At 71.1% G+C, this 14,126-nt stretch carries 15 protein-coding genes and 1 pseudogene; 13 read left to right on the forward strand and 3 right to left on the reverse strand.

Annotation, left to right across the window (positions count from 1 at the left end; all coding sequences use genetic code 11):
- The first annotated feature begins 310 nt into the window (after positions 1-310).
- From ACZ6S0_RS30025 to ACZ6S0_RS30040, 4 genes and pseudogenes are all read left to right on the forward strand, one after another.
- The gene (locus ACZ6S0_RS30025; protein WP_465922669.1) at positions 311-727 is read left to right on the forward strand and encodes a hypothetical protein; all 417 of its coding nucleotides are present in this window, start codon (positions 311-313) and stop codon (positions 725-727) included.
- A 233-nt stretch (positions 728-960) separates the two neighbouring features.
- A pseudogene (locus ACZ6S0_RS30030) lies at positions 961-1,490 on the forward strand (transposase); the annotation flags it as partial.
- Between the two features lie 554 nt (positions 1,491-2,044).
- On the forward strand, positions 2,045-3,403 hold the full coding sequence (locus ACZ6S0_RS30035) for a S1 family peptidase (protein ID WP_465922670.1): 1,359 nt from the start codon (positions 2,045-2,047) through the stop codon (positions 3,401-3,403).
- A gap of 76 nt (positions 3,404-3,479) precedes the next feature.
- The gene (locus ACZ6S0_RS30040; protein ID WP_465922671.1) at positions 3,480-3,953 is read left to right on the forward strand and encodes a hypothetical protein; all 474 of its coding nucleotides are present in this window, start codon (positions 3,480-3,482) and stop codon (positions 3,951-3,953) included.
- A 266-nt stretch (positions 3,954-4,219) separates the two neighbouring features.
- Here ACZ6S0_RS30040 and ACZ6S0_RS30045 read toward each other — a convergent pair whose 3' ends face one another.
- Complete coding sequence (locus ACZ6S0_RS30045; protein WP_465922672.1) at positions 4,220-5,047, reverse strand: NAD(P)H-binding protein; 828 nt, start codon at positions 5,045-5,047, stop codon at positions 4,220-4,222.
- 102 nt (positions 5,048-5,149) lie between these two features.
- Here ACZ6S0_RS30045 and ACZ6S0_RS30050 point away from each other — a divergent pair, with 102 nt between their 5' ends.
- A complete protein-coding gene (locus ACZ6S0_RS30050) occupies positions 5,150-5,557 on the forward strand; it encodes a winged helix-turn-helix transcriptional regulator (RefSeq protein ID WP_465922673.1) in 408 nt (135 codons plus the stop codon).
- Positions 5,558-5,684: 127 nt separating this feature from the next.
- On the opposite strand, the gene ACZ6S0_RS30055 is transcribed toward ACZ6S0_RS30050, so the two are convergent.
- Positions 5,685-6,071, reverse strand: coding sequence for a MerR family transcriptional regulator (locus ACZ6S0_RS30055; protein ID WP_465922674.1), 387 nt, complete (start codon positions 6,069-6,071; stop codon positions 5,685-5,687).
- Between the two features lie 51 nt (positions 6,072-6,122).
- Between ACZ6S0_RS30055 and ACZ6S0_RS30060 the strand changes: the two genes are divergently transcribed.
- The 8 genes from ACZ6S0_RS30060 to ACZ6S0_RS30095 all read left to right on the forward strand — a co-directional run bounded on the left by ACZ6S0_RS30060 (position 6,123) and on the right by ACZ6S0_RS30095 (position 13,412).
- A complete protein-coding gene (locus ACZ6S0_RS30060) occupies positions 6,123-7,319 on the forward strand; it encodes an MFS transporter (RefSeq protein WP_465922675.1) in 1,197 nt (398 codons plus the stop codon).
- 67 nt (positions 7,320-7,386) lie between these two features.
- The gene (locus ACZ6S0_RS30065; protein ID WP_465922676.1) at positions 7,387-8,043 is read left to right on the forward strand and encodes a hypothetical protein; all 657 of its coding nucleotides are present in this window, start codon (positions 7,387-7,389) and stop codon (positions 8,041-8,043) included.
- Positions 8,044-8,274: 231 nt separating this feature from the next.
- A complete protein-coding gene (locus ACZ6S0_RS30070; protein WP_465922677.1) occupies positions 8,275-9,369 on the forward strand; it encodes an ABC transporter substrate-binding protein in 1,095 nt (364 codons plus the stop codon).
- The gene (locus tag ACZ6S0_RS30075; RefSeq protein WP_465922678.1) at positions 9,362-10,462 is read left to right on the forward strand and encodes a FecCD family ABC transporter permease; all 1,101 of its coding nucleotides are present in this window, start codon (positions 9,362-9,364) and stop codon (positions 10,460-10,462) included. Before ACZ6S0_RS30070 ends, ACZ6S0_RS30075 begins: the two co-directional genes overlap by 8 nt.
- A complete protein-coding gene (locus ACZ6S0_RS30080; protein WP_465922679.1) occupies positions 10,452-11,270 on the forward strand; it encodes an ABC transporter ATP-binding protein in 819 nt (272 codons plus the stop codon). The genes ACZ6S0_RS30075 and ACZ6S0_RS30080 overlap by 11 nt, the downstream gene beginning before the upstream one ends.
- Before the next feature lie 250 nt (positions 11,271-11,520).
- Positions 11,521-12,057, forward strand: coding sequence for an RICIN domain-containing protein (locus tag ACZ6S0_RS30085; protein WP_344873101.1), 537 nt, complete (start codon positions 11,521-11,523; stop codon positions 12,055-12,057).
- A gap of 120 nt (positions 12,058-12,177) precedes the next feature.
- Positions 12,178-12,516 (forward strand): PadR family transcriptional regulator, encoded by a 339-nt coding sequence (locus ACZ6S0_RS30090; protein ID WP_465922680.1) that lies wholly within the window; start codon positions 12,178-12,180, stop codon positions 12,514-12,516.
- Positions 12,513-13,412, forward strand: a complete 900-nt coding sequence (locus ACZ6S0_RS30095) for a hypothetical protein (RefSeq protein ID WP_465922681.1) — start codon at positions 12,513-12,515, stop codon at positions 13,410-13,412. Before ACZ6S0_RS30090 ends, ACZ6S0_RS30095 begins: the two co-directional genes overlap by 4 nt.
- A gap of 11 nt (positions 13,413-13,423) precedes the next feature.
- Here the strand turns inward: ACZ6S0_RS30095 and ACZ6S0_RS30100 are convergent, their stop codons facing one another.
- A complete protein-coding gene (locus ACZ6S0_RS30100; RefSeq protein ID WP_465922682.1) occupies positions 13,424-14,065 on the reverse strand; it encodes an HD domain-containing protein in 642 nt (213 codons plus the stop codon).
- Between the last annotated feature and the right edge of the window lie 61 nt (positions 14,066-14,126).

The following is a 14,126-nucleotide window of genomic DNA, read 5'->3' on the forward strand; positions in this document are numbered from 1 at the left end:
GCGCGACTGCTCGTCCTGGAGGGCACCGGCCACGAGATCTTCCCCCGCCCCACGTGGGACGTGGTGGTCCCGGCGATCCTGGCCCACACGGGGCCCCGCGCCGCCTCAAGTTCCATGTGACGAGGTCGTGGAGGCATACTTCCGCTGGACGCGGCCGCACGGCGGCGAGCGCTCGCGTGGGCGACAGAGGCGTTTGCCGACGTCGCGGAATAACCCGGGCAGCGTAAGGGGAGCCTGTCATCGAAGTCCCCGGTGAGTGCCCTTCTCGGAACTCCCTGACGAAAAGATCGCCGATCGCCAGGTTGCGCCCGTGGGCTGGAACTCAGAGGTAGCGGCAGTCAAGACCGACAAGCTGTTCAGGGCGGTGCCGGACGTCTTCCTGGCGACGGAGACCACGATGGGGTTCGAAGACGCGACCTCCGTCTCGCGTTTTCCCAACCTGTGCGTGGCGCAGGTCGGCGACTGGGTCGCGGTCATCGACTCCGGCCACAGGCTGTCCGCGAGCACCGACTACCTGGAAGAGAGGTCGGCCAGGACCGAGTTGCATCTCGTACGGATCGACGATCAGGCCATCGCCCTGCACTACGCGAACGGTCAACCCGTGACGGAGGAGCGGAACCCTGATGGCAAGGACGGCGAGACGTGGGCGATGGACGTTCTGTTCGACAGGACCGGCATCAGCTTCGGTGACCTGTGGGACGTGAAGTTCACGCTCTTCGAGGTCTGACCATCCGCTTGATGGCCGGCCCGCGGCGGTGTGCACGCTCCTTGTCATCGCATCTCGGGCCTCTCGCCCTGGACCAGTACTCCAGTGACGCGTCGCGACCTTGAGGCGTTGGGGCCACATGGTGACGGCCACCGCGTGATCGTTTGGAGTTTGTGAGGACAGCCAAAGATCGTGCGGTGGCGGCGGGCCACTGCGTAGACCCTGACGGCTGGATGGTCATCTTCAACGAGCTGATGGCCCGGATCGCCGGCCGGTTCGGCCGCGCAGAACCGGCCGCACCGCGACCGCGTACGTGCGCGGGCTGCTGGCCGAATCGACCGCAAGAACTGCTGGAACCTGGCCGAACACGCCGGGCGGCACGGCCCGCAGTCTCTGCGGCGGCTGCTGCGCACCGCCCGCTGGAACGCCGACGCGGTCCGCGATGACGTCCGGGATTTCGTCGTCGACCGGCTCGGCCCGGTGGCGTGCTGATCGCGGACGAGACCGGCTTCGCCACCAAGCCCGCCCTGGCCACCGCGCATGGTGCTGGCCGCCCTCGACGCAGGCGTGCCCGCCCACTGGATGACCGGCGATGAGGTCTACGGCCAAGACCCGCCTGCGCGCCGATCTGGAGGAGCGCCGGATGGGGTACGTGCTGGCGATCGCGGGCAACCGGCGGGTCGACCTGCAGGGCGTCCAGATGAGCGCGGCCGAGGTCGCAGCAAGGGTGGCCGATCGGCACTGGCACCGCTACCGTGCCGGGCAGGGCGCCAAGGCGGGCCGAGAAGGCCGTCGATGACGTCAGCTTCACCGTCCTGCCCGGCCGGGTGACCGGCCTCCTCGGCCCGAGCGGGGCGGGCAGGTCCGCCGATCTACGTCTTCGTCGCCGTGGCCGCTGACGGCTCACCTCCTGCTCAGCCTGGCCGCGTGGCCGCGTACGGGTCCGCGATCATCTCGAGGTCCGCTGTCGCGCCGATCGCGGTGCTGTTCGTCACTCCCGTTCTCATCTCGCCGGCACTCCAGGACGCCCTGCCCGCCATGGTGAAGTGCCCTCCCGCATGAAGCGGCGCTCGCCCTTCTCGACCTGTCATCCGCGCCGTCCGCGGCGCGCCCGTCGCCGAAACAGTTGACGGGACGGCTATGGGTTCGCTAGGGACGGCTGCCGGGCTCAGGGGTTAGCAGTGCTCCAAATCTTCGCTTTTCTGTCGTTATTGGGATCAATTCATGACTTGGGGCTAATTAAGGGCCTCTGAGGTTTTGCGAAAGCTACTTGACTACGGAAGCCGGTCACCGTAAAGATCAATCCGACTTTTCCGTCGACAGTGCAGGAGTATGCGTATGTCCTCGTTCTCACATGCCGGTCGCATCGGCGTCGGCGCCGTTCTCGCCTTCGCCCTCATCGGCTTACCGGGCGGGCCCGCGTTCGCCGACCCCGGCTCGTCCAGCGTCACCTTGGCCGCTCACGAGCAGCCCAAGCCGACTCGCCCCACGCTGGCAGCCATCAAACAGCAGGCCGCGCAGAGCGGAGTCTCCCTGGAGCAGGCCGTCAAGGACTACATCGGCACCACCGCCGCCACCCAGGTCGTCGCGGCCTCCGCCCAGCCCGACGGTCCCGTGGACACCCCCGACGTCATGGTGGACGACCTGCACGCCGCCGAGATCGAGGACCTCGCGCGGATCGCCGCCGCCGAGGGAATCGGGCTGGCCGAAGCGATCGACTCGACCGCCTGGCAGGGGCAGTTCGAGAAGGTCGCCGCGGAACTCGAAGCCGGCTTCCCCGCCGAATTCGCCGGAGCGGTCAAGAACGACGACAGCGCGTGGTTCGGCTTCAAGGCAGACGTCCCGGCCAAGGCGGTCGAACTCGCCAGAACCCTTCCCGTGCGCGTCGATCTGGTCGGCGACCGTGGCTTCTCCGAGCAGGAGTTGTCTGCCGCCGGCGCGACCACCCACGCGACCGTACTGGCGAACCCCGCCGTGGCGGACGCCACCACCTCCTACGACGTGCGCACCGGAACCGTCGTCGTGGAAGCGCAGCCGAGCGCGCCCGTCACCGCCCAGGACCTGCTGCCCCAGCAGGCGCTGGCGGCTGGGATCCAGGTCGAGGTCACCATGGTGGACAAGGCGTCGCAGCCGGAGGACAAGTACATCCGGGGCGGCGGCACGCTCGGTACCTGCACCTCGGGCTTCAACCTGAAGTACATCACGAGCAGCACCAAGCGTCACGGGACCGCCGGCCACTGCGGGCGGAGCGCCATCAGTCGCACCTACTCCAACCACAGCACCCACGGAGGATCCACCAGCGTGAGCCGCGTCTGGTGGCATGTCGGCGCTTGGGGCGACCTCGCCTACTACGGTGTCGGCTCCAAGACCCCGACCCGCACGTTCTATTACGACTGGAACAAGACCAGGTACGCCGACGCCCGTTCGGGCATGCCCTCCGTGGGCACGCGCATCTGCCACTTCGGCAAGACCACCGGCGCGAGCTGTGGCAAGGTCTCCCGCCGCGACGTCTCCAGCGGCACCAAGAGGCACATGGTGGTCATGGACAAGAACATCAGCGAGGGAGGCGACTCCGGCGGACCGTGGTATTACGGCGGGACCGCGTACGGCATCCACTTCGGCAAGATCGGCGGGAAGTCGGCGTTCACGCCCGCCTACCTGTACCAGAACCGAGGCTACGACGTCTGGCAGCGCTGACCGCCACGGCGTGAACCGCTCGGCGGCTCGACGCGTGGTTGTAGACGAAGCTGACAACGCGCAAGGAGAAGCCAGCATGAACCATGCCATTGTCGCGCTGGCCGCGACGCTGCTGATGGCCGCCACCGCCTGCGCCGGCGGTGGCGGCACGGGGGCGACCGCGTCCGGCGAGACCACGCCCCGCCCCGACGGGTTCGCCGTCTCGGGCGATGACCCCTCGATCGTCGTCCACTCCCTCACCGAGGGCGCCGACATGATGGTCGGCGGCACCCTGAGGTACCAGGCGAAGGGCCGATGCCTGACCGTCTCCTCCACCTGGGACGGGCAGGAGGCACTCTTCACGCCGATCTGGCCGGCCGGCACCCGCCCCGTCAACGACGGCGAGCGGCGAGGCGTGGACATCCCCGGCTTCGGCCGGGTCATGGACGGCGACACGATCAACGCCGGAGGCAACCTGTGGCCGGCGGAGGATGACCAGCTGGGCGACGTGAGTCCCTGCCCACCCAGTGACAAGGTCATGGTGTTCAACGCCGGCTCGTTCCGCCGCTGACGGTGACGGGAGCGGTGAGCGTCTTCCTGCAGGGTCTGACCCGCCTCCGAGCGGCCTCAGGTCCTTGCCCGGGATCTGCGGCCCTGCCAGGAGACGCTCACGCACGCGCCGTACGCGGGTGCTGTGAATCCACTGGTCGCAGCCCGTGAGCCGGTCGGCCACCCGGTCGACGTGATCGCACGACGTCCCGGCCCTCCGCGAGGTCGGGGAAGAGCGTCGGGTGCGGGCCGAAACCCGTGACCCGTCCGCCGCCGTACGGGACGGCGCTACTTGAAGGCCGCCACGTTGCGGAGCGCCCATTCGGCGAAGGGGCGGGGTGAGCGGCCGAGGATCCGCTCGACGTCGGGGCTGACCTGCTGTTCCGCGGCCTTCGGGGTGCCCAGGATGCCGAGGGTGGACTCCACGACCGGCTCCGGCATGAACCGCAGCATCTCAGCTCGAGCCTCCGCGCGGCTCTGCTCGACGAACCGGACCGGCTCCCCCAGCGCCTCACCGATCAGCGCCGTCTGCCGGCGAGGGGAGATCGGCGCCGGTCCGGTCAGCACGTACGCCTTGCCGACGTGACCGGCGCCCAGCAACACCCCCGCCGCGACCTCGGCGATGTCGGCCGGATCGACGGTGGGCAGTGCGACGTCGCCGAACGGCGCGGCGACCGTCCGCCGGGTGCGGATCGTTTCCGACCACTGCAACGTGTTGGAGTGGAACCCTCCTGGCCGCAGCAGGGTCCAGTCGAGGTCCGACCGCGTCAGCGGGTCCTCCAGCGTCGAGGGATGGCTCCCCGTGGCCACGCCCTGGGAGGACAGCAGGACGATCCGGCGAACTCCCGCCGCCTTCGCCACCTCAAGGACGCCACCGATGTCGCCACCGGCCGTCACGAAGTCGCCCGAGGTCAGCAGGAACAGCGCCGCGGCGCCGTCGAGCGCGGGCGTGAGGCTCTCAGGACGAGCCAGGTCGGCCCGGTGATGGCGTACTCCGGCCGGTGCCTGCCGCGGTGAGATGTTCCGCGACACGGCGGTCACCTGCGCACCGGCCTCGGCCAGCGCGCGCACGAGTGGCTGTCCGACGTTTCCGGTGGCTCCCGTCACCACGATCATGTTCACTCCCAGTCAGTCGATGTCCGTGGACTCGCTCGAAGGAAGCTACTAGGGCGGTGATAGTAGATACCTAGAGGAAAGTAATGAGATGAAGGGCCTGTTGTGACCAACGACACACTTCCGACGGCTCCCGCCCCGGAGCAGGCGTGCCCGATCGCCCCGGTGGTCGACATCGTGTTCAGCCGCTGGACCACTCCCATCCTGTGGGCGCTCCACCAGTACGGGCGGCACCGCTTCGTGGAGTTGGAGCGCCGCATCACCACCATCACGCCCAAGGTGCTGACCGAACGACTGCGGCAACTGGAACGCGACGGCCTCGTCGTGCGCACCTACCACCCCGAGGTCCCGCCGCGGGTGGAGTACGAGATCAGCGACCTGGGGCGCAGCCTCGCACCGCTGTTCGCGGCGCTCTCCGACTGGTCGGTCAACCTGGGTGAGGTCGAACGGGCCCGGCTGGAATACGACGGCAGGGAGGACGCCAGGCAACCGGCTCGCGGCCGTCGAAGATGAGCCGTCGAAGATGAGCCGTCGAAGATGAGCCGTCAAAAGTGCGCCCCCGAAGGGAGCCCTCCGCAGTGTGCCCTCCGAAGTGCGCGCTTCGCAGTGATGTGCGCAGGCTCTGACAGGGGCGGGCGGGTCAGGCCGAGGGGTGGGCGGACGGCGGCGAGAGGGGGAGGGGCCCGGCGTCGATGACGGCGTCGAGCAGGTCGCGCGAGGCCAGCAGTTCCTCGATGGCGCGGGCGATGCGTTCACGCTGGTGCCGCAGGTCGTCGACGATCTCCGGGCAGAGGGGCACCAGGTCCCCTGCCCTGACACGTACGCAGGGCAGCACCTGGGCGATGGTCTCGGTGTTGAGCCCGGCGGCCAGCAGGCGTCGGATGCGCTGGACGGTGTCGATGTCCGAATCCTGGTAGTAGCGGTAGCCACTGGCCGCCCGCTCCGGCCACAGCAGGCCCTGCTGCTCGTAGTAGCGCAGCAACCGCTCGTGCACCCCGGTACGACGTGACAACTCCCCGATCCGCACGACGTCCCTCCCTTGACTCTGACATGGATGTCAGAGCTTAACGTCCCCCGCATGAAAGGACCATTCGCGGTACTCGCCGCACTGTGCATGAGCATCTTCGTGGTCGGCACCGCCGAGTACCTGGCCGCCGGGCTGCTCCCCCAGATCGGCTCCGACCTGGGGGTCTCGGTCGCCGCCGCCGGGCAGGTGGTGACCGCCTACGCGCTCGGCTCGGTGATCGCCGGGCCGCTGGTGGCGATCGCCACCGTACGACTGCCACGCAAGGGGCTCATGCTCGCCCTGATGGCGCTCTTCGCGGCGGGCAGCATGGTGAGCGCGCTGGCGCCGAACTTCCCGATGCTGCTGGCCGGACGGGTCATCTCGTCGATCGGGCATGCCACGTTCTTCGCGCTGGCGCTGATCGTGGCCACCGGCGTGGCCCGTCCTGGGCGGGCCGGCTCGGCGATCGCCGCCGTGGCCTCCGGGCTGACCGTGGCAGGTCTGCTCGGCGTGCCGCTCGGTTCGGCGCTCGGCCAGGGGGTGGACTGGCGGTTCCCCTTCGCCGCGCTGGCCGTGCTGTCGCTGGCGTGCCTGGCGCTGCTGGCGTTCGTGCTGCCGCGGGTCGCGCCGCGGCCTGCGAGCGCCGCGGCGGAGCTTTCCGTGCTGGCCGGGCGGCCGGTGCTGGTGTGCGTCGCCACCACGGCCGTCGGGTTCGCCGGGGTCGGGGTGGTGTTCACGTACGTGGCGCCGATGCTGATCCAGGTGAGCGGGTTCACCCCGTCCATGGTCTCGTGGCTGCTGCTGGCGTACGGGGCGGGCAGCCTGCTGGGCAACCTCGTCGCCGGGCGGCTCGCCGATCGGTCGGCCGGCGCGACGCTGCGGGGTGTCTTCGCGGGCCTTACGGCGCTGCTCGCCGTGCTGCCACTGGCCGTCGTGCACAAGCCGACGGCGGCGGCAGCGGTGCTGGCGCTCGGGCTGCTGGCCACCGCGACCGTCGCTCCGTTGCAGTCCCTGATCCTGACCCGCGCGGGCGCCGCCCCGACCCTGGCGGTCACGGCCAACGTCGCCGCGTTCATGCTGGCGCACGCGATGGGCTCGGTGATCGGCGCGGGTGTCGTCACCGCCGCGGGACTGCGCTGGACGGGCCTGGCCGGGGCCGTGCTCAGCGCCGCCGGGCTGCTGCTGTCGTACCTGGCCGTGCCCCGGCGCCCCGCCGCCGCGCCACCGGTGGAACGTCCGGCCGCGTCGGTGTCCGGCCCTGGCGGCTGATCTCGCGGGGCCTGGCGCGGGCCACCTGATCCGGGGACGCGGGTGACCGTGTGGGAGGATCGCGGCGATGGGTCCGTTCTCAGTGGTGCGGTGGGTGCGCGCGGCCAGTTTCGCCGCCACGTGCGCGGCCCTGGCCACGCTCGGGCACCTGGCCGGTGGAGGGTCCTTCGACCCGGACGCGGCGCTGGGCGGCTTCCTGCTCCTCCTGCTCCCTGCGCTGGCTCTCACCGGACGCGAACGTACCCTCGCCTCCATCGTCCCCGCGACGGCCGCGTCGCAGGTGATCCTGCACACCCTCCTCACGCTGAGCACCGAGCGGCAGGCGAAGGCGGTGGTAACGGTGGCGGCGCATCATGCGGAAACGGCCGCGATGGCAGGGACGGGCGGCACAGGAGGCATGAGCGGCATGGACGGCATGGTCCATGTGCATGCCGCCGCGTTCCCCGGCTTCGGGATGTTGCTGGTGCACGCGGCGAGCGTGCTGCTCACCTCCGTGTGGCTGCGCTGGCTGGAGGCGGCCCTGTGCGCACTGGTGCGGCAACTGGCGGGATGGGTGCTGCGCCCGCTGCTGGTGCTGTGCTTCCTCGCGACCGGACCGGTCCCCGCCCGGCCGCGGCCGATCACGCGTGCCCGCCGGGACGAGGGTGGGCGCGTCCGACTGTTCCTCAGGTACGTCCTCGTGCTCCGCGGGCCGCCTGTGGCCCGGCCCGCGGTGGCCGCGTGATCCGGTGAATCCGAGCCTGCTCGGCGGGCTCGGCCGTACGTCCGCGCCGATGCCCTGACAAACAACGCTGACAGACGACGCTGATCGTCAGCGCCGCATCGCTGCCCCGGCGTCGTTTCGCCGTGATCATTTTCGCCCTGCGGGTCCTCGCCGCCGCCGCACCGGTCGTCCGGACCGCTCTGCCGGCGTGCGCACGTTCGATCGGATTCGACCCACAGAGAGCGCACACGCATGAACCCTTCCCGTCTCACCGCCGCCATGACCGCCCTCGTGGCCCTGACCGCCGCCGGATGCGGCGCCGGTGTCGGTGCCGGTACCGGCTCCGGCGGCGCCGCTGGCGCGGCCACCGGCCTCGCCACCTCGCCCCCCGCCCGGACCGTCTACCCCCTGACGTTCGACAACTGCGGCCTGCGGGTCACCTTCGCCAGGCCGCCCCAGCGCGTGCTGATCCTCAACGGCACCAGCGTCGGCGAGGTGGAGAGCTTCATCCTGCTGGGCCTGGAGAAGACCGTCCTGGCCAACGTCCAGAGCTACGGCGTCTCCGACGACCCCACCATGATCGGCAGGATCAAGGCGCTGCCGACCGGCGGGCTGACCATGAACAAGAACTTCGACGTCCCCGCCGAGCAGGTGCTCAAGCTCAAGCCCGACCTGGTGGTGTCGACCTGGTCCGGCGGGTTCGACGCCAAGCAGGGCTTCGCCACCCGCGAGCAGCTCGCCGCGGCCGGCATCACCTCGCTGGTCAACCCGGTCAACTGCGCGCTGGGCAAGCCCGAGGCGACGGAGCAGGAGCAGCGCGCCTACCGCAACCAGTCGATCAACAGCTCCCTGGAGTTCCTCGGCCTCCTCGGACGGGTCTTCGACGTGCAGCAGCGCGCGTCCGACCTGATCGGCGAGCTGCGGACCCGGGTCGAGACCGTACGCCGCCGCTCGGCGGACCTGCCCGCCAGGAAGGTCCTCATCGCCTATCCCGGCATGGCCATGATGAACGCCAACGGCCTGCCCGCCGTGATGACCGGCGGCATCTACGACGACGTCATCAAGGCCGCCGGCGGGGTCAACGCCTTCGCCGGCCGGACCTCCGACGCCACCCGCACCCTCAACCGGGAACAGCTCGCCACCGCCCAGGTGGACGTCCTGGTGGTGGGGCTGTTCACGCCGCAGGAGAAGGGCGCGGAGGAGGCGGCCGAGCTGTTCGCCGCCTACCCGCAGTGGGCCGCGTCGAAGTCCAGGACCTACACGGTGGTCTCCGACGGCGTCTACCTGGGCCCGCTCAACGCCCTGGCCGTGGAGAAGCTCTCCAAGGTGATCCACCCCGATGGCTGACACCCTGACATCCGGGACGGCGCGAGACAGGCGCGCGCCGTCCCGCCGCCCGCATCCCGTCTCCGGCCCCGCGACCGGGCTGCTGCTGGCCGCCCTGATCGCCGCACTGATCGCGGCGCTGGTCGTCGCCGTCTCCGTCGGCTCGGTCAACCTCCCTCCGGGCCAGGTCTGGGGCGTGGTCCTGGCGCACGTCACCGGACGCGGCGCGCGTACCGACCCGCTGCTCAGCCAGGTCGTCTGGGAGATCCGCACCCCGCGGGCGCTGCTGGCCGCGCTCGCGGGCGCGGGGCTGTCGGTGGCCGGGGTGGCGTTGCAGGCCCTGGTACGCAATCCGCTCGCCGACCCGTACGTCCTGGGCGTGTCCTCGGCCGCCTCGCTCGGAGCCGTCCTCGTCCCGGCCCTCGGCGGCACCGTGCTGGCGGGGGCGTTCGGCGTGACCGGCGCCGCCTTCGCCGCCGCCCTGCTCTCGGCGCTGCTGGTCTACCTGCTGTCGCAGCGCTCGGGGCGGCTGCTGGACTCCTGGCTGGTGCTGACCGGAGTCGCCGTCGGCTACCTGTGCGCGGCGGCCACCACCTTCGTCCAGCTTCAGCTCAACCCCACCGAGTTGCAGGGCATCATGTTCTGGCTGATGGGCAGCGTGGCCGGGGCGTCCTGGCCCGACCTGGGCGTTCCCGCGCTGCTCATCGTCTTCTGCGTGGCCTGGCTGGCGCTGCGGGCCCGTGCGCTCAACGCGCTGGCGGCGGGCGAGGAGGCGGCCATCGCCATCGGGGTGCCGGTGGCCGTCCTGCGGATCGAGCTGCTGGTCGCCGGGTCGCTGCTGACGGCCACCGTGGTCGGCGTCGTCGGCGGCATCGGGTTCATCGGGCTGATGGTCCCGCACATGGCGCGGTTCGTCGTCGGCGCCGAGCACCGCCGCGTGCTGCCCGTCTCGCTGCTGGCCGGGGCGCTGTTCCTGGTGCTGGTGGATCTGGCGGCCCGCGTCGCCGACCGGCCGAACGAGCTGCCGGTCGGGATCTTCACCACCGGGCTGGGCGTGCCGTTCTTCCTGTGGCTGCTGCGCCGCCGCGCGAGGGGAGGCGGCGATGCGTCTTGACCTCGCGGGTGTCAGCGCCCGCATCGACGAACGTCCCATCGTGGACGACGTCACCCTGACCGCGGGCCCGGGTGAGTTCGTCGCGCTGGTGGGCCCCAACGGCAGCGGCAAGTCCACGCTGCTGCGTACCGTCTACCGGTCGCTGCGGCCGTCGGCGGGCGTCGTCCGGCTCGACGGACAGGACCTGTGGCGGATGCGGCCCCGCCAGGCCGCCCGCCACCGCGCGATCCTTCCCCAGCACGGTCAGGCGCCCGAGGGGTTCTCCGCGGCCGAGATCGTCGCCACTGGCCGCCACAGCCGCAAACGCCCGCTCGACCGCGACACCGCCGCCGACCGGGCGGCGGTCGTCACCGCTCTCCAGCGGGTCGGCATGGAGTGGGCCGCCGACCGGCTGATGACCACCCTGTCCGGCGGCGAACGGCAGCGCGTGCTGCTCGCCCGCGCGCTCGCGCAGGAGGCCCCGCTGCTCATCCTCGACGAGCCCACCAACCATCTGGACGTCGGCTCCCAGCTCCTGCTCCTGGACCTGATCCGCTCGCTCGGGCTCACGCTGCTGGCCGCCCTGCACGACCTCGACCAGGCCGCCGCCTACGCCGACCAGGTCGTCGTGCTCCGCGAGGGCCGTGTCGCCGGGCACGGCCCGCCCCTGGAGGTGCTGACCCCGGCCTTCATCGAGGAGGTCTTCGGCGTACGCGCCCATGTCGGCCCGCACCCCATCACCGGACGCCCGCACATCGCCGTGGCGTCGGCGGCGGCCCGGCCACCGGGCGTGCACCCGGCCGGTACGGCACCCGGGTATCCCCGGTGATCGTGGACGGTTCCTGCCTGATTCCGCCGTCGTTCACCGTTCCGCCCGATCGTGATCTTACGATCCTGTCTGTCAGACGTGGTGGGAACGTTCACCGCAGGAAGAGCCCTGCGAGCGTTCTGTCCGCGTCCGATCGCGTTCGTCATCAGCTTCGACCTGGTTCACGCGGGCCCGCCGTCCGGGCCCGCGTGTCATCGCGGACTCCGCTCCCACGGAGTCCCCTCATACCTCTCGCGTCAGGAGATTTGCCATGCCCGGACTGCGCAGCCTCGTCGTTAAGGCGGCCACGGTCGCCGTCGCCGCCGCGGCCACCATGTCGGCCCTCACCGCGCCCTCGTCCGCCGTCGACTTCGGGACCCACGGCTACCAGCTCAAGAACCAGCAGACCGGCAAGTGCCTGCGGCCGCTGAACAGCAGCACCGGCTACGCCTCGATCGTGCAGGCGACGTGCACCAAGCTCATGACCGACCAGCAGTGGGTGTTCGAGGAGATCCAGCCGGAGTCCGAGCCGAGCAGGTACCGCCTCAAGAACCGCTGGAGCGGCCTGTGCATGGCCGTCGTCGAGGCCAGCGGCGCGGCCGGCGCGCGCATCGTCCAGTCGACGTGCAGCACCTCGTTCAATGCCAACCAGACGTGGACGATCGAGTCGTACCACTTCATCAACCAGAACAGCAGGCTGTGCATCCAGGTGTCGGCGGGCGGGGAGGAGAACAGCGTCGCCGTGCAGCAGCCCGTTAGCTGGGACCAGAGACTGCAGAAGCTCAGCTTCCTCGACGTCGGCTACTGACGGCCGCCACCCAGTAGCCGGACCTCCGCACCCGCGTCCGGCTCCTGGGGAGGCCGGTCGGGCCAGGCTTGCGCCATAGTCAGATAGTCGGTATATATCGACGATATGAATAACAGGTCGATGCAGGAACCGACGTTCCTGATCCTGACGGCCCTGGCGGCCGGGCCGCAGCACGGCTACGGCATCATCACCGACGTCCTGGAGATCTCCGGCGAGCGGGTGCGGCTGCGCGCCGGCACCCTGTACGCCGCGCTCGACCGGCTCCAGGGCGAGCGCCTGATCGAGACCGACCGCGAGGAGGTCGTGGACGGCCGGGCCCGCCGCTACTACCGGCTCACCACCGAGGGCGCGGCCCGGCTGTCCGCCGAGGCCGACCGGCTGCGCAGGAACGCCGACACCGCCGCCGCCCGGCTGCGCCTCGACCCCGCCAGGCGCCTCTCCCTCGGCGGCGCCTCGTGACCGCGCTCGAACGGCGCTACCGCCGGCTGCTGACCTGGTACCCGAAGGACCATCGGGCGCTGCACGAGGAGGAGATGCTGGCCGTGCTGCTGGCGGCCGTGCCTCCCGGCCGGAGCCGCCCGGCCGTGCGGGACGCGTTCGACCTGGTACGCGGCGGCCTGGCGATCCGGCTGCGCCGCATCCCGCCACCCGGCTCGCGGCAGCGCTGGTCGGCCGCCATCGGCCTGGCAGCCCTTCTCGCCCCTCTCACGTTGTTCGGTGCCGGCCTGCTCCGCTCCGCCGGGTACGCCGGCCGGTTCGCCTTCGACCTGGCCCTCCCACAGCTCATCTACGCCCTGCCATACGGGCTGGTCGTGCTGCTGGCGTGGCTGGGGCGACGATGGGCGGCGATCGCCTGCGCGTGGGCCGTGGCGGCGCTGCACGCGGCGGTCGCCGTGACGCGGCTGGCGTCCCTGCCCGCCGGGACCATCGTGGTGGGCGATGTGCTGCTCGTCTCCGGGAAGCCGTGGATCCCCGGATCCATGCTGCTGTCCGCCTTTCCCGAGTTCGTCTGCGCGGCACTGCTGACCCTCGCGCCGTCGTACCGTCCCGGCCCCGCGAGGTCGCGGCGGATCCTGGCCGGGGCGGCCGGGTTGGTGGTCGCGGGCGTCGGGGTTCACCTGCTGCCCGGGGTGGCCGGGCCCGTCCTGATGGCGGCCGCCCTGGGCACGGTGGCGGTGCCGGCCCTGCGTTCCCCTGTGGGCCGCAGGACGGCCGCCCTCCTGGCGCCGTCCATCGCCGTCGCCGTCACTCCGTTCTGGTTCACCGAGGTGGTCAGCCTGACGGCCGTCACCGTGGCGACGGCGGCGCTGCTCGGCGGCGCGGCCTGGCTGGCCCGCACCGCTGAGCCCGCCTGACGCGAGGACGGTTACTCGGGCCAGTCCGAGTTCTTGATCACCTCGACGAAGTCGCCCCGCTGGAAGCCCGGGACGTAGTGGGCCAGCACATCGGCCTTGACGTTGCCGAACGTCGTCTCCGGACGCTCCTTGATGCCCTCGGTGAACGCGGCGAGGATCCGGTTCTTGAAGTCGAACCGCGGGTGGGCCGCGACCACGGCCGCCCGCTGTTCGTCGGAGACCGCGTGATAACCGATGCCCAGGACGTCCAGCTCCACGCCACGGGTGACCAGGGCCACCTCGGGCGCCATGTGCAGCGGGATCTCCGGGGTGGTGTGCAGGGCGATCCCCGCCCAGACCCGGTCGGCGGGCTCGCCGGTGATGCCGTGGGCGTTCAGCAGGCGGCGGGCCTCGTCGGCGCCGTCGATCTCGAAACGCTGGTCGGTACGGCGGAAGCGCTCGATCAGCCCCAGGTCGTGGAACATCGCCCCCACGTACAGCAGTTCGGGGTCGAAGGTCAGCCCCAGCTCCCTGCCGCGCAGCGACCCGAACAGGAACACCCGCCGGGAATGGTCGAACAGCAGCGGCGGAGCGGCCTCGCGGACCAACTCGGTCGCCTCTCGCGCCAGGGCGCTGCCCGGGATCCGCACGCCCGCGATCGTTTCACTCATCATGTCTGCCTCCAGGCTCGCGATCGGTTGACTTCTCCAGGTTCGCCCTGTGTCGTATGCTGGC

The sequence above is a fragment of the Nonomuraea sp. NPDC051298 genome (assembly GCF_055586305.1).